The organism is Pseudomonas sp. TMW22090, assembly GCF_022496665.1.
Classification (GTDB): Bacteria; Pseudomonadota; Gammaproteobacteria; order Pseudomonadales; family Pseudomonadaceae; genus Aquipseudomonas; species Aquipseudomonas gregormendelii.
Map to the genome: position 1 here is coordinate 149811 of NZ_SCFH01000001.1, position 18977 is coordinate 168787.

An 18977-nucleotide genomic window follows, 5' to 3' on the forward strand; every position below is an offset into this window, starting at 1 on the left:
TCGTGATTGCGCGACGATATGTAGATTCCGTCCTTGGAATTAAATAAGGAGCGGATGGCGTCTGCATGTCATCTGCTTTCACATTTTTCAATACGGCTGTCCCATCAAAAACAATAAAAGAGGCAGAAATATGAATTGCAGCATATGGGTAAGTGGAATGGTTTTCGCGGGTAGCGCCCTGTCATCTTTCTATGCGAATGCAGATTTTTTGAAGGATACAAAAGCATCACTCGATACGCGAAATTTTTATATGAATCGAGACTTTCGCCAGGACAATGCCCCGCAGTCCAAGGCGGAGGAGTGGGCGCAGGGATTCCTGTTGCGATATGAGTCCGGGTTTACGGCCGGCACAGTCGGCTTCGGATTTGATGCGCTTGGCCTAGTGGGTGTTAAGCTGGATTCGAGCCCAGACAGGTCCGGTAGCGGGTTGCTCCTACGTGATCGTGAGTCCCCACGCAGGGCGCAAGATGAATACGGCGAACTGGGCGTCACCGCTAAGATGCGAATTTCTAAAACCGTGTTGAAGGTAGGCACTTTGACTCCCAAGTTGCCGCTCCTTCAGGCGAACGATTCGAGGCTGCTGCCGCAAACTTTTAGGGGCGGTCAACTTAATTCGTTGGAAGTGCTCGGTCTGACAGTGGACGCCGGACGGCTCACAAAGGTAAATCAGCGTGATTCTACAGACAATGAAGATATTAGTATCTCAACTGTCGGTGTAAAGAACTTCAAGCCTCAGCAGCTTGCCAGTAATAATTTTGATTTTGCGAGCTTTAGCTATAAATGGACAGATCAGTTAACCGCTGGCTACGGTTATGGTCACTTGGACAACGTTTACGATCAACATGTTTTTACATTGAACCATGTAGCGCCGTTGTCCGGAGGAAGCACCTTTAAGAGTGATGTCCGGTTCGCACGTTCCACTGAATTAAGTTCCAGTCAGGTTGATAACCGTGCGTTGGAAGCGATGTTTACCTATACGTTGGGCTCACAGGCTTTTGGCTTGGGTCATCAGCGCATGAGCGGAGACAGCGGTTACGCTTATATAAGCGGTACTGATGCTTTCTTGGTGAACTTTGTACAGGTTAATGATTTCGCCAACGTTTCTGAGCGTTCTTGGCAAGCGAGATACGACTATAACTTCGCAGCAATGGGCTTGCCTGGACTGACGTTTATGACCCGCTATCTGACCGGGGACAACATCGACCTGGGAGCGAATCGTCCAGAAGGGAAGGAGTGGGAGCGTGATACGGATATTGCCTACGTAATACAGGGCGGACCTCTGAAAAACGTCGGTATAAAATGGCGCAACGCGACAGTACGCTCGACCAATTTTGGTAGTGACATCGACGAGAATCGCTTAATCCTCAGTTATTCCATACCCCTCTGAATTGCTGGAGCCGGCCTTTACGGAACGGGCTTGTTGTTGCCCTGTTAAGCCTATGATCGAATGTTAAAGCCTCAGTGCGCTTTAAAGTTCGCTCCGTTTTCTGTAAATGCGACAGCAATTTGAAAGCCTGCTTGTGGGCGGTTAACGGACCGGGATGAAACGTCCGTTATTCGCCGATCGCTGCCTTTAGGAATGGCCGTTTTCGACCTAAAACGGATGGCGGCGACAGGCATAAACCAGCCAAAACAGTCATTGGGTGACGCCTTAGCACTCCAGCAGCTAGAGCAATACACATAGACACGTCCCTTATAGTTTTTCTTACTCGACGGAGAGAAGTTTGCGCGCAGGTCGAAGAAGCAAAATTTTACAGTGGGTGCCCTTTGATCCATTTTTGAAGATGATCTACAAAGACTTCTACTACTGGAGATATATTTTCCCTTGACGGATAGACAGCGTAGATACCGACAGGAGGCTCAACTATCCAATCTGGAAGAGCCTCTACAAGAGTTCCTCTCTCTAAATCTTCGCGCACATGCCAATCCATAAGTAGTGCAACGCCATGGCCGGCGATTGCCATTTGACGCACGACTTCTCCAAAACTAGAAGAAAATCGATTCCTTAGTTTAACGAGATGATGTGTATCTCCCTTCGAAACCGTCCAGCTCGAGTCCTTCCCAACAATAACTCCATCCAATGAAATGAGGTCATTTGGTTTTTCCGGAAAACCATGATTTCCCCAATACTCTGGAGAGGCGCATATCAAACGCCGAGAAATGGAAATTTTCCGCGCAATCAAATTTGAGTCAGCAAGAAATCCATGTCGTATCGCAAGGTTAATTCCACCTTTTGCCAGATCCATCACTTGATCCGTCGGGATAATATCCATTATGACCTTGGGGTAGGCCCGAAGAAATTCACTAACAACCGGCGATAAATAGCTTTGTACAAATGTTGCAGACGCAGTAATTCTTAGATGCCCCTCCAACTCAGTGCGATTAAGAAATAACTTTTCTGCATCATTCACCGATATCAATATCTTCTGGGCATAACGATACAAAATTTCACCATCCGTCGTCGGACTTAGCTTGCGAGTGGTCCTGTTAAACAAGCGCCGACCCAGACGATTTTCCAGTGTAAGCAGACGTTTGCTGGCGCCCGCTGGAGTCAATCGTAAATGTTCAGAGGCGCCACGTAAGGATCCAGACTCATAAACGGCAATGAATAAGCGTAGTTCATCAACGGAATCAATCATAAGATTCACAACCAACAAGACCGAAACAATCAAGAACTATAGCATATTCACAACCGGCAAACGGTGCTAATTTGGACTTTCTCCTTGCACTGGAAACATTCAATGAAAGCTATTGCGATCTATGCTCATGGCGGCACAGAGGTCTTCACAGAAATAGATGTTGAGACTCCGGCGGTTCGACCAGGGCACGTGCTTATCGATGTTCGTGCCACAAGTGTGAATCCGGTCGATACCAAGATTCGCAAGGGCAGCGAAGGCACCGCCGGGCTGAAATTCCCAGCCATCCTTCATATCGACGTGGCCGGAGTCGTCAGTTCGGTCGGGATTGGCGTAACTCGCTTTAAAGTCGGCGACGAGGTGTACGGCTGTTTCGGAGGTATTGTAGGTATCCCCGGCGCACTCGCAGAGCAGATGGAGGCTGATGCCGAAATGCTCGCTCTCAAACCGAAAGCTCTTTCTTTTGGTGAGGCGGCAAGTCTGCCATTGGTGGCGATTACGGCGTGGGAAGCACTTGTAGACAAAGCCGCAATCCAGCCCGACGATAACGTACTGGTTCATGGTGGAACTGGTGGTGTAGCGCACATCGGCATACAGTTGGCAAAGGTTTTAGGTGCTCGTGTTTCGACAACTGTTTCCAACCAGGAGAAAGCGGAAATTTCCCGCAGGCTGGGAGCAGACGAAATTATTTTCTACAAGGATGAGTCTCCTGATGATTATCATCAACGCATCACCAAGGGTGATGGATTTGATGTTGTATTTGACACATTAGGCGGGCAAGTTCTTCAACACTCCTTGCGCGTTGCAAAGCTGAAAGGCCATGTGATTTCGACTATTGGTTACGACACCTACGATCTTACGGATATGCACTTCAAAGCGTTGAGGTTAGACGTTGTATTTATGGCTGTATCAATTATTCACAATGTCGGGCGTGCCCATCACGGTAACATTCTTGAGCGTTTAGCATCTCTAGTGGATCGCGGCCAGATCAAGACATTGATCGATAGCAGATTTGACTTTACCGTAGATGGCGTGCGAGCTGCTCACGCTCGCATGGAATCAGGTAATGCAATAGGAAAAGTCATCATCGAGCGAACTGATTAATTATATTAAGAGCGGGCGTCAGGATATTATGAAAAGTAGCGATATTGTTTCAGCTCCACCTGTTTATGTTATTGCCAGGTTGGCTGTCAGTGAAAAAGAAGCTCCCAGTTTACTAAGTGCATTACATGAACTTGTTTGTGCGACAAAATTGGAAGCCGGCTGCATGGAATATAGTTTGTATCGTGATACATTTGAAGAGAGATCTTTCGTGATTCACGAGGTGTGGAGAAGTCAAGCCGATTTGGATGCACATATGTACACGCCTCACTTTTTGAATTTCATTAGCCGTGTGGAGGCGCTATCAACTGTAACTTCAGATGTAAATAAAATAAGTTTTACAATCTGAAGTTAATCGGTAGAAACACCTGTTGTTGGTCCGACAATTGTCGGGCCTCTTAGCTTAATCAGCGTTGACGACCTGCCGCAGCCCTGTTGCCAGTTAGCACTATAAACTGACTCGGTTTCAATACCGGCTTTGGATCTGAAGCAGGGCTCTCGGAACATGAAAATCGGTCACGACGAGCCGAAATCGACCCGTAGCAAGCACTTGGCGCTACCTGCAAACTAGGAATCTGACCTGTGGACGCGGCTTGATCCAATGACGGAGTTCGCACATCTTCGTGATGCAAGTATTGGCGCCTCACCCGGGAACCGGCCGGAACTCACCATAACTTCCATGTGTAATCGACATTCACCCGCAGCTCATTGTCATCCCGATGACTGGCCTGGGCGCTGAAGTCGTTGCGGTACCAGGCGTTGCGCACCCGCAGGGCCAGGCCTTTGAGAGGCGTGCCCTGAAGCACATAGTTCAGTTCGATGTCCTTTTCGCTTTCCTTCAGGTTGCTGCCGCCCAACTTGGGCAACTCGATATTATCTCCGCTGACGTAGCGCAGCACGCCATTGAGTCCGGGCAGACCCAGTGCGACAAAGTTGTAGTCATAGCGCAGCTGCCAGCTGCGCTCCTTGGGATTCAGAAAGTCGGAGCTCAGGGAGCCCTCGGTGATCACCAACGGCTCGGTGCCGAACAGGTACGGCATGCCTGTCTTGCCGCTCAGTTGCATGTAGCCGGCGCCGAATTTGTGGGCTCCCAGGCTGTAAGTCAGCATCAGGGCTGCGTTGCGGTTCTCCACTGTGCCTGCTTTGGCCGCGCCGTCCTCATCCGTGACGAACAGACGGAAGTCGCTTTTCAGGCTGCCGGGGCCTATCGGCCGATTGTCGACAACGCCATAGAAGTCCTTGCGGTACAGGTCCGCGAGTTCTGCGTGGTAGTACTTTAGCGTCAGTTGCGGTGACCAGGCGTAGTCGCCTCCGAGGAAGGAAAAGCGGTCGGACTCAGCCGCACCGTTGAAGCGCCCGTTGGGCGAGGCCACCGACATTTTCTGGTAGTCGGTGGAGTCGCGTAGGTTGATGCGGTCGAGCCAGCCGCCGTGCAGGGTCAGCTTGTCGATTTCCTGGGACTTGAGGTACGCGCCGCGAAACGTCTGTGGCAGCAGGCGAGTAGGGCTGGCGAAAGCGATCGGCAGGAACGTGCTGATGGTGCCCAATTGCAGCTCGCTTTTTGAAGCCCTGACTTTGGCCGTCAGGCCCAGCTCCGAATATTCATCGGCCGGCTCACGGGTGGTGGCGCTATACGGTAGCAGGCCGGTACCGGCGCGGGCGCGTGAGGAATCCAGGCGCACACCCAGCAAACCTTGAGCATCAAGGCCGAACCCCACCGGCCCTTCCGTAAAACCGGAACGCACATTGAGAATGAAGCCCTGCGCCCATTCGCGGGCCGCGGTCTGAGACGTGGCATTCACGTAGTTGCGGTCAAAGTAATAGTTGCGCATCACCAGATCGGCGTGGCTGTCGTCGACAAAACCGCTGGCACCAGCCTGACCAAGGGACAAAACGCAGGCGCAGGCGCTGAGCGCCGCAAGAGAATTCCTGAGCATGGCAGTGTTCACTTTTATTGTTGTTGGAGTAAGCCCGCGCCCATCGCGACGCGGGGTGTAACGGGTAGAAAGTCAGTCGGCTTGCGAGCCGTTGCGCTGCACTGACAGGTAAAACATTGCCAGCGCCGCTATGACAATCCCCGGTGCCGAGGCCAGCATCACCCCGGCGGTGCCGGTGCCCAGCGCGAGCATCTTGCCGGCCACCAATGGGCCGCTCATGGCGCCCAATCGGCCGATGGCGACCGCGCAGCCGACGCCTGTCGCACGCACGGACGGACGATAGAAGTGCGGTGCCAGGGCATACAGCACGCATTGCCCGCCCGTCGCGAAAAAGCCGGCAACGAACCCGGCCACCAGCATGCTCTGCAGCTGACTGGCCAGACCCAGGGCGGTCAGCGAAGCGAGAATGCCGAGATAGATCAGCGCCGACAGCGCCCAGGCCGGCAAGCGGTCCATGACCCAGCCCAGCAGCAAGGTGCCGGTCGCTGCGCCGAATTGCAGCGCCAGCATCACCCAGCTGGCCTGGGTACCGCTGAAGCCTTGGCCGATCAACAGGCTGGGCAGCCAATTGATCAGGATGTAGACCACCATGAGCGTGAAGAAGTAGCTGACCCAGATCATCGCGGTCGGCAGGGCCGCACCCTCGCGAAACAGCCCCCGGACCACGCCGGTCGGAGCGACGTTCTGGCCGCGCTGGAGAAACTGTGCCGACTCGGGCAGATAAAGTGCCAACAGCGGCACAATCAACAGCGGCACCACTCCGCCGACATAGAACACCACTTGCCAGCCACCGGCCAGGTCGGCGATGCCAATTGTGGCTGCGAGTGCAGCACCCAACGGCACGCCGCAATACATCAGGCTCACGGCGGTGCCACGCAGGCGCGGGCTTGCCACTTCACTGCTCAGGGCGATCAGGTTAGGCAACGCGGCGCCCAGGCCCACGCCCGTGAGGCAGCGGGCAACCAACAGGCTGTTGAAGTTCCAGGCCATTGCAGTGACCAGCGAGAACAATCCAAACAGGGCTACCGACGCCATCAATACACGTTTACGGCCGATACGATCAGCCAGCAAGCCGCCCAGGAAGGCACCGGGCAGCAGGCCGAAAATGCCGGCGCTGAAGACCCAGCCCATGTGCAATTTATCCAGTTGGAAAGCCGCCGCCATACCTTGGGCGGCGATCCCCGAGGCTTGCAGGTCCAGGCCTTCCATCAGGGCGACGAGGAAACACAGACCGATGGTCCGCGCCATGTGTAACGGTGTTATCACGTTTAGCGATGTCATGTGGAATACCCGTTTTATTTTTGTAGTGGGCAAAGCAAACCCGTCCGGCCGCTGCGTGGGCGACCAGCCGGGGGTGATGCGCGGTTCAGCGTTTGAGCAGATCCAGCGCCACGTCGACGATCATGTCTTCCTGACCGCCGACCATTCGCCGTTTGCCCAGTTCGACGAGGATGTCCAGGGTCTTGAGGCCGTACTTGGTAGCGGCGATTTCGGCGTGGCGAAGGAAACTCGAATAGACCCCGGCGTAACCGAGGGCCAGGGTCTCGCGATCGACCCGCACTGGCCGATCCTGCAGCGGGCGCACGATGTCGTCGGCGGCGTCCATCAGCGTGTACAGGTCGGTGCCGTGGTTCCAGCCCAGGCGTTCGGCGGCGGCAATGAAAACTTCAAGCGGTGCGTTACCGGCGCCGGCGCCCATGCCGGCAAGGCTGGCGTCGATGCGGTCGCAGCCTTCCTCGACCGCGGTAATGGAGTTGGCCACGCCCAGGCTCAGGTTGTGGTGCGCGTGCATGCCGGTTTCGGTTTCCGGCTTGAGCACGGCTTTGAACGCGCGGAAACGGTCACGAATGTCCTGCATGTTCATCGCGCCACCGGAGTCGGCCATGTACACGCAGGTCGCGCCGTAGCTCTCCATCAGCTTGGCCTGCGCGGCTAACTGCTCGGCCGGGATCATGTGACTCATCATCAGGAAGCCGACGGTGTCCATGCCCAGCTCGCGGGCGTACTCGATGTGTTGTTTCGAGACATCCGCTTCGGTGCAATGGGTGGCGATGCGTACTACCCGGGCACCGGCGTTGTACGCGGCTTTCAGGTCATGAACCGTACCGATGCCGGGCAGCAGCAAGGTGGTGATTTTGGCGTGGCTGATCACGTCGGCGGCGGCTTCGATCCATTCCAGATCAGTGTGCGCCGCAAAGCCGTAGTTGAAGCTGGAACCTTGCAGGCCATCACCATGGGCAACTTCGATCGAATCGACCTTGGCCTTGTCCAGAGCGCGGGCGATGTCCTGCACGTTCTGCAGCGAGTACTGATGGCGAACCGCGTGGCTGCCATCGCGCAGGGTCACGTCGGAGATGTAGATTTTTTTGCCGGGATTGAAGGTCATGTCGGTCTCCTCAGGCGTTGAGCATCGACTGCGCCATGCGCTCGGCGGTAGCCAAGGCAGCGGAGGTCATGATGTCGAGATTACCGGCGTAAGCCGGCAGGTAATGGGCTGCGCCTTCCACTTCGAGGAACACCGAGGTCTTGAGTCCGGAGAATCTGCCCAGGCCGGGAATGTTCAGCGGCGCGTCTTCGGGGATGATGTCGAACTGCACTTTCTGCTTGAGACGATAGCCCGGCACATAGGCCTGCACCGCCGCCGCCATCTCCACTATGGACGCCTCGACCAGCACCTGGTCGGCCGCTTCAGACAGCACAAACACCGTGTCGCGCATCATCAGCGGCGGCTCGGCCGGGTTCATCACGATGATCGCCTTGCCCTTGGCGGCGCCGCCGATCACTTCGATGGCTTTAGACGTGGTCTCGGTGAACTCGTCGATGTTGGCGCGAGTGCCGGGGCCGGCGGACTTGCTGGCGATCGAGGCGACGATTTCGGCGTAATGCACCTTGGCCACGCGCGATACGGCCGCGACCATCGGGATCGTCGCCTGGCCACCGCAGGTGACCATGTTGACGTTGAGCTGATCCAGATTCTGCTCCAGATTCACTACCGGTACGCAGTACGGGCCGATGGCTGCCGGGGTCAGGTCGATCAGGCGGATACCAGGTTTGATCGAGCGCAGGAAAGCGTCATTCTTGACGTGGGCACCGGCCGAGGTTGCATCGAACACGAAGTCGATGTCCTTGAAGATGTCCATGCGGGTCAGGCCTTCAACGCCTTCATGGGTCACCGCCACGCCCAGGCGCGAGGCGCGGGCCAAGCCGTCCGAGGCCGGGTCGATGCCAACCATCACCGCCATTTCCAGATGCTTGGCGTTACGCAGGATCTTGATCATCAGGTCGGTGCCGATGTTGCCGGAACCAATGATGGCGACTTTGAGTTTATTCATTGTTTTTGCCTCATGTGCACGCAAGTCGCCGATCACTCGGCGCTACTGTCTACCGTGAAGTCCACACCGACTCTGCCGATGCCTTCAATTTCAGCTTCGAAACGATCACCACCGGCCACCGCCACCATCGGCCCGAGTGCGCCGGTCAGAATGATGTCGCCCGCCCGCAGCGGATCGCCGAGGCGAGCCATGGTCCGGGCCAGCCAGACGGCCGCGTTGAGCGGATGCCCAAGGCACTCGGCGCCGCTGCCGCTGGAGACTTCTTCACCGTTGCGGGTCATGCGCATGCCGGCTTGGCGCAGGTCAAGTCCGTCGATGCGTCGAGCCGGCCCCCCCAATACAAAGCAGCCACTGGAGGCGTTGTCCGCCACGGTATCGACGAAGCGAATGTTCCAGTTCTGCACGCGGCTGCCTACGATTTCCAGTGCCGGGACGACCCAGCCAGTGGCGGCCACTACGTCGGCAAATGTAGTGTCCGCGCGGGGTAGATCGCGTTCGAGGACCAAGGCGATTTCGGCCTCGATCTTCGGTTGCAGCACGCGGCTCACCGGCAAGCTTTCGTTATCGCCGTAACACATGTCGGCGAACAGGGTGCCGAAGTCTGGCTGGTCGACGCCCAACTGCGCCTGCACCTTGGGATTGGTCAGGCCGATCTTGCGGCCGACCACGCGACGGCCGTTTGCCACGCCGTGGTCGACGTTGAGGCGCTGAATGCTGTAAGCGGCTTCGGCGTTGTTTTCGCCGATCTGCTCGCGCAGTGGCCCGATGGCTTCGCCTTGGGCTTCGGCCTGGCGCAGGTCAGCGGCGAGCTGTCGCAGTGTGTCTTGAGTCAGGTTCATGTCGGCCTCGGTGATCAATGGGTCAGGAAGTCCAGGACCATGCGGTTGAACTTCTCGGCGTGTTCCCACTGCGCCCAGTGGCCGCAACGGTTGAACACGTGCAGTTGCGCTTTGGGCAAGCCGGCCAGCAAGCGCAAGCCGGTGTCCATCGGCACGAAGCGGTCCTCACGGCCCCAGACGATCAGGGTGTCGGCGGTGATTTCGTGCAGGCGGTGGCTGAAATCCGGAAATTGCTTGGGGTTGAGAGTGCTGCTCTTGACGAAGTTTTCCAGGTGATCGCGGCGCGCCAGAATATTGTCCAGGCGGGTCTGGAACAGTTCGTCGGTCAGGCCACTGGCATCGAAAACGAAGACGTTCATCATCTTCTTCAGGTTCTCGATGGTCGGCTCGCGGTACAGCGCGCCGATCAGCTTGATGCCTTCAGTGGGCTGGGGAACAAACGCGCTTGGGCCGCCGGTACCGCCACCCATCAGGATCAGTTTGCCGATCCGCTCAGGATATTCCAGGGCGAAGGCGACTGTGCTGTGGGCACCCATCGAGTTGCCGATGATGTGTACGCGGTCCAGTTCCAGCACATCGAGCAGGCCCTTGAGCGCTTGCGCATTGAGGTTCGAGCGCGAGCCTTCGCTGACGATCGTGTCGCTTTTGCTCCAGCCTGGGCAGTCCATCAGGATCACGCGGTAACCGGCATTCAGCAGCGGTTCGATATTGCGATGGAAGTTGGCCCAGCCGCTGGCGCCCGGGCCGGAGCCGTGAAGCATGACCACGGTTTCGGCACCTTCGCCAACGTCGTTGTAGTGCAGTTGCAGGTCCAGATCGCCTTCCTTGATACGGGCAAAGCGGCTGGTGGAAGTTTCTGTAAATGCAGTGGCTGTCATGGCAGTGTTCCTTGAATTCAATGGTGGTTGTTCAGCGGCTGTGCGCCGAGGGCGGCGAAGCCTGCAATCCACTCGGGAATAGGACGGTAGTAGCGACCTTCGGTTTGATACGGGCCGAAGGCATTAAGGGCGGCGAAGGCGGCGACCCAGGTTTTCACTTCATGTGTGGACTTGCCGGCCAATGCCGACAGCTCGTCATTGCCCAGCGCATCGAGGTCGCTCAGGCGGCCCTGTTCAAGGGTGTCGAGAAACTGCTGGTCCCAAACCGGATTTAGCGGGTGCAGACTGCGTTGGTCTTCAACGAAATCCCGAGCAGCCTGGATGACTCGTTCCTGGCGCGCCTGTCGCTCATCAGCTGGCAATTGGCGACCGCTGCCCATCAGCCGATCGGCCATGCGCGCATCGACTTTGGCCAGTTCCGGCACCGGAGGTTGATGGGACAACCCTCCGGAAGCCAGGAACAGCACGCGTTTGTTCAGCGACTGCGCCCACTGGCCAATCGATTCACCAAGCAGACGGGCACGCTTGAAGCCGGGCAGGGGCACGGCGACCGAATTGATGAACACCGGGATCACGGGGCATCCTTGTAAGCCACCCAGCAATAGTTCCAGCGGCTGGGCGAACGCATGGTCGACCTGCATGCGATAAGACACAGCGGCGTCGACACCTGCATCCAACACCGCCTGGGCGCAAGATTCAGCCAGCGCTTTGGGCACGTCCAGGGGACCGGCGGCGGTGTCGAAATCGCCGATGGCGTCGGCCGCCATGCCGATGCAGAGGGCCGGCATCATGTCGTAGAAAAACCCGTTGTAGTGGTCGGGGCCAAACAACACAACCAACTCCGGGTCGAAGCGGGCGATGCGTTCACGGGCATCGCTGATCATGCCATCGACCTCAGCCAGCACTTGTGGCTCTGGGTCTACGTAGCCCACCAGTGGTGTGTGAGATAAGCAATGCACATAGGCATTCATCTCAAGCCACCTTGCTGACAACAGCTTTCGCAGCCGGCTGCGGCAGGACTTTGAGCGCACGGGCCAATTCATCGCAGGCTTGGTCAACGGTTTGGGGGATGGCCTGGCCGGCGAGGAAGCGGTCTGGACGCACCAGGGCGATGGACGAAGTGCCGCGAGCGAACCATTCCTTGAGACGACCGGTGCTGTCTCCGACGCGGATCACGTCGGGGCCGGCATCACTCGGTGCTTTGAGCTGGACATCCGGCAACACTTGAATAAAGCGGGTGCCCAGGGCTTTCCATTGCGTAATCTGCGCTGGTGTCAGGCCCCACGTCGGATCGCAGCCCCAGGCGATAATCGCAAAGTTTTCGCCGATCACTTCATCCAGCAACACAGTGGTGCCGGCGTCAGTCAACACCTTCGGCTGAATGAACATCTTGCCTACCGGCGAGCCCCTCTTACTCGGCATGATCAAGGCGCCCCGAGTGTATTGCGGCATCGGTTTGAAGCGCATTTCCACGAAGTAGCGTTTGACCGGCGGCAAGTAGTTGAGCAGCCAAGACACGCCATCGCGCAGGGTGCCTTGCCAGCGTTTCGGCGGTGCCAGCACGTGGCCGGCGAGCACGGAAAGATTGATCATTGCCTTGGCGTGGTCGCGGCGCTCCTGTTCGTAGCTGTCGAGCAGGCTGTCGGCCGCCAGCCCCTTGATCACCAGCGACAGCTTCCACGCCAGGTTCGAGGCATCGCGCATGCCGCTGTTGTACCCCTGGCCTTGCCACACCGGCATGATATGCGCGGCATCGCCCGCCAGCAGCACCCGGCCCTGACGGAACTGACCGGCCAGACGAGCGTTATGGGTATAGACGCGGCTGCGGATCAACTCGATGTGGTCCGGGTTCGGCAATACCTTGGCCAGTAGCTTGCGCATGTTCTCGGGCTTGCTCAGCTCTGCCTCTGTTTCGCCGGGCATCACCATGAACTCGAATCGACGCACGCCATGGGGTAGCGCGGCGGACACGTAAGGACGCACGGGGTCACAGCATAGATAAACATGGGGCGTGGCCAGCGGGTCGTTGGCAATGTCTACCACGATCCACTGATTGGGTGCGGTCTTGCCTTCGAAACTGATGTCCAGGCTGCGCCGCACCAGGCTGTTGCCGCCGTCGCAGCCAATCAGGTACTTGGCCTGCAAGCGTTCGCCACGACCCTCTGAATTTTTGAGGGTGAGCGCCACTCCACTGTCGCTTTGCTCGAAGCCTTCGAGTTCTCGACTGAATAACACCTTGACGTTGGCAAAACGCGCCAGACCTTCGAACAAAACACGGTCGGCCAAGGGTTGAATGAACGCGTTGCGGCGTGACCAGCCGAACTCGTCGGTTTTCGGCTGAATATCGGCAAAGCAGCGACCCTTGGGCGTCAGGAAGCGCATGGCGTGCCACGGCGTGGTGTGCGGCAGCACGTTGTCGGCCAAGCCGACTGCTTGAAAAGTACGCAGGCTTTCGTCGTCCAGACCGATGGCGCGGGGATAGTCGATCAGTCTCTCGAGCTTTTCCACCACGGTGACGTTCACGCCACATTGACCCAGATAGTTGGCGATCATCAGGCCAACCGGGCCGGCGCCGATAATCGCGACATCGGTGGTCAGGTCCAATGAGGAAGGAGTGGGTGCAGAACTCATGGTCATCTCCGTACAGCGCTTTTGGATTTCTTATTGGGCCCAGTATGGAAATCGCGGGGCTGGTCGACAACGACAACCCTTGTTAGTGTGCACTGGGTGCACATGATTGATTTTCAACGATAAAGGATCCAGCCATGAGCGAGACCGAATACAAAGCCGTACGTGGCCTGATGCGAGGTTTGGCACTGATTAATGGCTTGAACCGCTTCGACGGCGGCGCCAGCACCGCGCAACTGGCTGAGCAGAGCGGGCTGCATCGCACCACTGTGCGCAGGCTGTTGGAGACCTTGCAGGCTGAGGGTTATGTGCGGCGTAGCGAGTCGGATGACAGCTATCGTCTGACGTTGAAAGTGCGCGAACTCAGTGAAGGTTTTCGCGATGAGCAATGGATTTCCTCCATCGCCGCGCCCTTGCTCGGAGAGTTGTTGCAGGAAGTCATCTGGCCCACCGACCTGTGCACGCTGGACGGCGATGCCATGGTCATTCGCGAGACGACTCATCGTTTCAGCCGCCTGTCGTTTCACCGCTCCATGGTGGGTCGGCGCCTGCCCTTGCTAATGACCGCGACCGGGCGTGCGTACTTTGCGTTCTGCCCACCCGCCGAGCGGGAAGAGCTGATCGAATTCATGATCAGCCGCGAAGACGAACAATCGGTGCTTGCCGCGGATCGTCGTTTTGTCGATCGGCTGGTGGAGCACACGCGGGCCAAGGGGTATGGCGAAAACAACTCGCACTGGGGCCTGGAACGCAAGATCGCCGCCATTGCCATCCCGGTCATGCACGAGGAGCAGGTGATGGGCTGCCTGAATCTGGTGTACATCGCTAAAGCGATGCCCATTGAGGAAGCCGCTCGTCGCTACTTGTCGGCGATGCAGGGCGTAGTGAAACAGATCCAGGCTCAATTGGGCTGATGTTGCCTGTTTGGTCAGGGGCGGGTGGTGGGAAAGCAATAGCCAGCCAAGCAGGCTGGCGTACACCTTCTGGCAATAGCTGATCGACACCGGAAGCGGGGCGCTAATGGTAATTGGGGGCCCAGTTCATAGTGAAAAACTTCGCGGGAGCTAAGTCAGTCGCGCTAGCAATTGAAGGGTTTTACTCAATGCCATCTCCGCCCGGTCCAGCCCACTCACGCCCTGCTCCAGCAGTTTCGCGGTGGGAATCTCCAGACTCAAAGGGATGTCAGCCGGCAGACACCGCAACAGCCCTGGCAGATCACAATTGCCATCGCCTGGAAAACGCCGTTCATTACGCGCCTGCCGTAAGATCTCGGCCATGTCTGCAGGCCTGGGACCCGCTACGTCACACAACTGCGCATACCGCAAGCGCGAGGGGGCAACCTTGGCCAGATCTTCCAGCCGTGACCCAGAGCGATCGAAGTGAAACGCGTCGACCAGCACTGCTGCGTTTTCACGTTCGGCCTTTTCAACGATGCGCACGGCTTGCTGCAGATCACGCGCGTCGGTCCAGGGCATGAATTCCAAGTGCGGATGCAGTCCGTAGGGCGCTGACAGATCGCATAGCCGGGCAAAGTTTTCTGTCAGGCGCTCCTCGTCAGGATCATTACCAGCCACCAGCAACTCGCTGGCACCGAATTCGGCTCCCACTGCCAGTACCCGCTCGAAATCATCAACAACGGTGTCCGGTTTAAGCCGCAGGATTTCAATATCCAAGACACGAATGCCGGTATTGCGCAGACGTGCCAGGGTTTGGCGCCGCAGATCGGCATCGGCCACCAGCGCAAAATGGTGTTCCTCTGGGGTCGCCGGCAACAGGCGCAAGCCGACATGACTGTAACCGGCCCGCGCCGCAACTTCGACCATGTCCGGCGGTGACAACTCCAGCACAGTCAGACTGGCCAGGGAAAAAATTCGTACACTCATGGTCAACCCTCGATCAAGGCGGGTGCTCAGGCGCGCCCAGTTTCAGCGGCTTGGCGAATCGCTTCGACCAGCGCCAGGGTGCGGGCTGCATCGGCGGCGCTGACCAGCGGTTCGACCTCTCCACGCGCAACGCGCACGAAGTGCTGCAACTGCAAGCGCAGCGCTTGATCGACACTGTAAGGCTCGTCAGTCGGCACCAAGGGTTGATGCCATCCACCGTCCGCTTGCGTGTAGTGCCAGCGTTTGAGTTGCGGGATACTCAGCGCTCCCGCAGTGCCCGCAAGCAAATAGCACGGTTGGTCGGCTTGGCGTGGATATACCGGGTTCTCCCCGGAACCCAGCTCCCAGCTCCAGGGTGCCGCCACCGCATCGGCCCCGGTCAGACTGCCCAACGCACCGTTTTCGAATTGCAGCAGCACGGCCGCGCAATCCTCGTTGGCAAACCCACGCACGGCGTTACTGGTGATGGCCTGCACCTGGCGAACTTCGCCGCACAGATGCCTGAGCAGATCGAGATCATGGATCAGGTTAGTCAACAACATGCCCGCACCGGGCTTGCGGCGCCAGGCTGTCTCGAAATAACTATCGGGTTTGCGCAGTTGCCAGAGCGCCGTCACGGTGCTCAACCGCCCTAACGCGCCGCTGTGGACAAGTTCATGGGCGCGCACGATCAAGGGATTGTGGCGTCGATGATGGCCGACCAACACCGCAACGCCGCTCGACTTCGAGGCAGTCACCAGCTCACGGGCCTCATCCAGGTGCACGCCCACTGGCTTTTCCAGCAACACCGGGACGCCGGCAGCCAGGCAATCGAGCGCGGTGCTGACGTGCAGCGCATTCGGGTTGGCGACAATGACGGCGGCAGGCTTTACCTGCTCCAGCATCTGACGATGATCGGCGAAATATTCCACACCCCACTCCTTCGCGAGACCTGGTGCTTGGGGCCCGGGGTCGGCCACTGCACACAACGTCGCTTCAGTCAGGTTTTTCAGATGCTGGTAATGCTGCTGGCCCATGGTGCCAGCACCGATGAGGGCTATTCGAAGGGGCAAACTCATGCAGCGGTCCTCTTGTACTTATTGTTGGAAGGTGAATTTCAACAATTTAGAACCTGATTCCAGTTTCTTACACAGGCGTACTTTGAAAGTGTTCGAACAGCGCACAACTTAGTTGCTCCGCCAGCACCTGCATCGGCAGGCCCCGAGGGTCCTTGGAGAGACTTTCAAGCGCACTGAAGACACGTTAGATCTGACCGCCCGCCATGAAGATATCCACGCAAAATTTGCTCGATGTCTAAAAGACATCATAAAAATACGAAATCTGGAGCTGTGTGTCCGATAACCGCCCAATTTGCGCATCAGCGACTTGCCGCCTCTTTCCGGCTTACTATATTTTTCGGAATCAAATTCCAATAAATAAGCGTCGGAGCTCAAACCATGCCTGTCCAACCGTACTGCCTCCCTGACATCGACTGCGATGTACTAATCGTCGGTTCCGGTGCAGCCGGCCTGGCAACGGCCGTGACGGCGGCATGGCATGGCCTGAAAGTGATAGTGGTGGAAAAAGACCCGGTTTTCGGCGGCGCCACAGCTTGGTCCGGTGGCTGGGCGTGGGTACCGTGCAATCCCTTGGCCCGACGTGCCGGCATCGTTGAAGACGTTGAACAACCGCGCACTTACTTAGAACACGAACTGGGCGATCGGTATGACCCGGAGATGATCGATGCCTTCCTTGAGGCCGCACCGCGCATGGTGGCGTTCTTCGAACAACACACCTCGCTGCAATTCGCCGATGGCAACTCGATTGCCGACATTCATGGGGACACGCCGGGGGCCGGTACCGGCGGGCGTTCGGTGATCGCCGCGCCCTATGACGCGCGCAACGTCGGCAACTTGCTCAAGCGCCTGCGCAAAACCATGCGTGAAACAGCCTTCATGGGCATGCCGATCATGGCGGGCGCAGACCTTACCGCGTTTCTCAACCTCACCCGCTCTTGGTCGGCGGCCTGGCACGTTACACGGCGTTTCACTCGCCATTTGCTAGACCTCGCCGTGCATGGTCGGGCGATGCAACTGGTCAACGGCGTGGCGCTGGTAGCGCGCCTGGCGAAATCCGCCGACGATCTTGGCGTGCTGCTGTGGGAATCGGCACCGGTTACCGAGTTGTTGCGCGAGAACAATCAGGTACAGGGCGCTGTGGTTCGCACCGCCAAAGGTTCGATTCGCATCAAGGCTCGCAGGGCGGTGGTGCTCGCGGCCGGCGGTTTTGCCAATGACATCGAACGGCGCAAGGCCCTGTTCCCCCGCACACCGACCGGACACGAACACTTGGCACTGCCGCCCCTCGGCGTGTCTGGCGATGGCCTGCGGTTGGGCGAGAGCGCCGGCGCCCGAGTCGACACCCAGCAGGTGTCGCCTGTGGCTTGGGCACCGGTTTCACGAGTGCCACACCGCGATGGCAGCAGCGGCCATTTTCCGCACATCATCGAGCGCGGCAAGCCGGGGATCATCGGTGTGCTTAGCAACGGTCAGCGCTTCGTCAACGAAGCCAATGGCTACTACGACTATGTGACGGCCATGGTCGCCTGCTCCCCGCCCGGCGAAGCAGTGGCCTCTTGGTTAATCTGCAGTCATGGCTTTCAGCGACGTTATGGCTTGGGTATGTCTCGGCCGTTTCCGGTACCGCTGTCATCCTTCATCCGCAGCGGTTATCTGAAAAGCGGCAAGACCCTGGAGGAATTGGCACTGGCCTGCGGCATCGACCCAGTTGGCTTGCGCACCACCATGTCGGACTACAACCGCCACGCGCGCAATGGCCAGGACCCGCAGTTCGGCCGAGGCTCGACGCCCTACAACCGCAAACAGGGCGATGCGCTGCAGCAGCCCAATCCCTGCGTCGCGCCTATTGAACAAGGGCCGTTCTATGCCGTGAAAGTAGAACCGGGTTGTTTCGGCACTTTCGCCGGGCTCAAGGTCAATCAACACGCCCAGGTCCTCGACGACTCGGGCCGGGCCATCACCGGCCTGTATGCGGCGGGAGGTGACATGGCCAGCATCATGGGCGGCCACTACCCCGCTGGCGGTATCAACCTGGGGCCGGCGCTGACTTTCGGCTACATCGCCGCGCGCCATATCGCCGGCATCACTACTTATGAATAAGAGATCGACCGTGACGCACATCGTTAATGCCCAGGGTTTGAAGGCCAGCAGCGGGCCAACCAATGGCCAATCAGCCCTGGAATAGTAACGTCATCGAGGGCGCCACAAGCTGACTGAAAGCTCACTCACCAACCGTGGTTCTCAAGATCCTTGCATAGCCGTTTATGTGCTAGAAAAAATCAGCAACCACGAGCGTTTTTTCCGTCGCAAAAGTTGACTCGTATATTGCTTCATGTGGGGCTCCACGAGCCAACCAAGCGCTAGCGTTATATACGCGTGCCTTGCTGAAAAACGATAGGTGCATCTCGTCTCCGCGCTCAAACAGTTTAAATTGCTGCTCCTCCATTTCGGCGAAAAGGTCGTCGAATAGCTCTGGGTCTCTTTTTGAGAGTGCGACAACTATATCGGCCCTGTTCAGGCCAGCTTCATTTGCTGCCCACAAGACGATACGAGTTGCCACGTCCATTTTTTTGCTTGGGATGCTCGCGTCCAATGCATATTGGACATCTGGGTAGCTGGACGCCAAGCGTGAAGGCATTGCCTTGCTAGGTGTATTTTTCATTGCAGACTCCCGATAATTTTTCT

17 protein-coding genes and 1 pseudogene are annotated in these 18977 nt (G+C 57.7%); 5 read left to right on the forward strand and 13 right to left on the reverse strand.

Features of this window, described 5'->3' with window-relative positions; all coding sequences use genetic code 11:
- Nucleotides 1–130: 130 nt before the first annotated feature.
- Entirely contained in the window at nucleotides 131–1387 is a 1257-nt protein-coding gene (locus tag EQV97_RS00720) for an OprD family porin (RefSeq protein WP_240888126.1), read from the forward strand.
- Nucleotides 1388–1751: 364 nt separating this feature from the next.
- On the opposite strand, the gene EQV97_RS00725 is transcribed toward EQV97_RS00720, so the two are convergent.
- A complete protein-coding gene (locus EQV97_RS00725; protein WP_240888127.1) occupies nucleotides 1752–2639 on the reverse strand; it encodes a LysR family transcriptional regulator in 888 nt (295 codons plus the stop codon).
- A gap of 102 nt (nucleotides 2640–2741) precedes the next feature.
- Between EQV97_RS00725 and EQV97_RS00730 the strand changes: the two genes are divergently transcribed.
- Nucleotides 2742–3740 (forward strand): zinc-dependent alcohol dehydrogenase family protein, encoded by a 999-nt coding sequence (locus EQV97_RS00730; RefSeq protein ID WP_240888128.1) that lies wholly within the window; start codon nucleotides 2742–2744, stop codon nucleotides 3738–3740.
- A 28-nt stretch (nucleotides 3741–3768) separates the two neighbouring features.
- Nucleotides 3769–4086: a putative quinol monooxygenase gene (locus EQV97_RS00735; RefSeq protein WP_240888129.1), complete on the forward strand. Its 318-nt coding sequence runs from the start codon at nucleotides 3769–3771 to the stop codon at nucleotides 4084–4086.
- A gap of 316 nt (nucleotides 4087–4402) precedes the next feature.
- Here EQV97_RS00735 and EQV97_RS00740 read toward each other — a convergent pair whose 3' ends face one another.
- From EQV97_RS00740 to EQV97_RS00775, 8 genes are all read right to left on the reverse strand, one after another.
- Nucleotides 4403–5674, reverse strand: coding sequence for an OprD family porin (locus EQV97_RS00740; protein ID WP_240888130.1), 1272 nt, complete (start codon nucleotides 5672–5674; stop codon nucleotides 4403–4405).
- A 72-nt stretch (nucleotides 5675–5746) separates the two neighbouring features.
- A complete protein-coding gene (mhpT, locus tag EQV97_RS00745) occupies nucleotides 5747–6955 on the reverse strand; it encodes a 3-(3-hydroxy-phenyl)propionate transporter MhpT (RefSeq protein ID WP_240888131.1) in 1209 nt (402 codons plus the stop codon).
- 85 nt (nucleotides 6956–7040) lie between these two features.
- Nucleotides 7041–8060, reverse strand: coding sequence for a 4-hydroxy-2-oxovalerate aldolase (gene dmpG / locus EQV97_RS00750; RefSeq protein ID WP_240888132.1), 1020 nt, complete (start codon nucleotides 8058–8060; stop codon nucleotides 7041–7043).
- Between the two features lie 10 nt (nucleotides 8061–8070).
- Complete coding sequence (locus EQV97_RS00755) at nucleotides 8071–9006, reverse strand: acetaldehyde dehydrogenase (acetylating) (protein ID WP_240888133.1); 936 nt, start codon at nucleotides 9004–9006, stop codon at nucleotides 8071–8073.
- 32 nt (nucleotides 9007–9038) lie between these two features.
- Nucleotides 9039–9845 carry a 2-keto-4-pentenoate hydratase gene (mhpD, locus tag EQV97_RS00760; RefSeq protein WP_240888134.1) on the reverse strand — a complete coding sequence of 269 codons (807 nt, stop codon included), beginning with the start codon at nucleotides 9843–9845 and terminating at the stop codon, nucleotides 9039–9041.
- A 14-nt stretch (nucleotides 9846–9859) separates the two neighbouring features.
- Nucleotides 9860–10723, reverse strand: a complete 864-nt coding sequence (locus EQV97_RS00765; protein ID WP_240888135.1) for an alpha/beta fold hydrolase — start codon at nucleotides 10721–10723, stop codon at nucleotides 9860–9862.
- Nucleotides 10724–10740: 17 nt separating this feature from the next.
- The gene (gene mhpB, locus EQV97_RS00770; protein WP_240888136.1) at nucleotides 10741–11694 is read right to left on the reverse strand and encodes a 3-carboxyethylcatechol 2,3-dioxygenase; all 954 of its coding nucleotides are present in this window, start codon (nucleotides 11692–11694) and stop codon (nucleotides 10741–10743) included.
- A gap of 1 nt (nucleotide 11695) precedes the next feature.
- On the reverse strand, nucleotides 11696–13354 hold the full coding sequence (locus EQV97_RS00775; RefSeq protein ID WP_240888137.1) for a bifunctional 3-(3-hydroxy-phenyl)propionate/3-hydroxycinnamic acid hydroxylase: 1659 nt from the start codon (nucleotides 13352–13354) through the stop codon (nucleotides 11696–11698).
- A gap of 134 nt (nucleotides 13355–13488) precedes the next feature.
- On the opposite strand from EQV97_RS00775, the gene EQV97_RS00780 reads away from it, so the two are divergent.
- Nucleotides 13489–14265, forward strand: coding sequence for a DNA-binding transcriptional regulator (locus EQV97_RS00780; RefSeq protein WP_240888138.1), 777 nt, complete (start codon nucleotides 13489–13491; stop codon nucleotides 14263–14265).
- A gap of 150 nt (nucleotides 14266–14415) precedes the next feature.
- Here EQV97_RS00780 and EQV97_RS00785 read toward each other — a convergent pair whose 3' ends face one another.
- From EQV97_RS00785 to EQV97_RS00795, 3 genes and pseudogenes are all read right to left on the reverse strand, one after another.
- Nucleotides 14416–15234, reverse strand: coding sequence for a sugar phosphate isomerase/epimerase (locus EQV97_RS00785; RefSeq protein ID WP_240888139.1), 819 nt, complete (start codon nucleotides 15232–15234; stop codon nucleotides 14416–14418).
- A 26-nt stretch (nucleotides 15235–15260) separates the two neighbouring features.
- Complete coding sequence (locus EQV97_RS00790; protein WP_240888141.1) at nucleotides 15261–16292, reverse strand: Gfo/Idh/MocA family oxidoreductase; 1032 nt, start codon at nucleotides 16290–16292, stop codon at nucleotides 15261–15263.
- Nucleotides 16293–16401: 109 nt separating this feature from the next.
- Nucleotides 16402–16497, reverse strand: a pseudogene (locus EQV97_RS00795) (IclR family transcriptional regulator); the annotation flags it as partial.
- Nucleotides 16498–16670: 173 nt separating this feature from the next.
- Between EQV97_RS00795 and EQV97_RS00800 the strand changes: the two are divergent.
- On the forward strand, nucleotides 16671–18392 hold the full coding sequence (locus EQV97_RS00800; RefSeq protein ID WP_240888142.1) for an FAD-dependent oxidoreductase: 1722 nt from the start codon (nucleotides 16671–16673) through the stop codon (nucleotides 18390–18392).
- Nucleotides 18393–18561: 169 nt separating this feature from the next.
- Here EQV97_RS00800 and EQV97_RS00805 read toward each other — a convergent pair whose 3' ends face one another.
- Complete coding sequence (locus EQV97_RS00805) at nucleotides 18562–18954, reverse strand: hypothetical protein (protein ID WP_240888143.1); 393 nt, start codon at nucleotides 18952–18954, stop codon at nucleotides 18562–18564.
- Nucleotides 18955–18977: the final 23 nt, after the last annotated feature.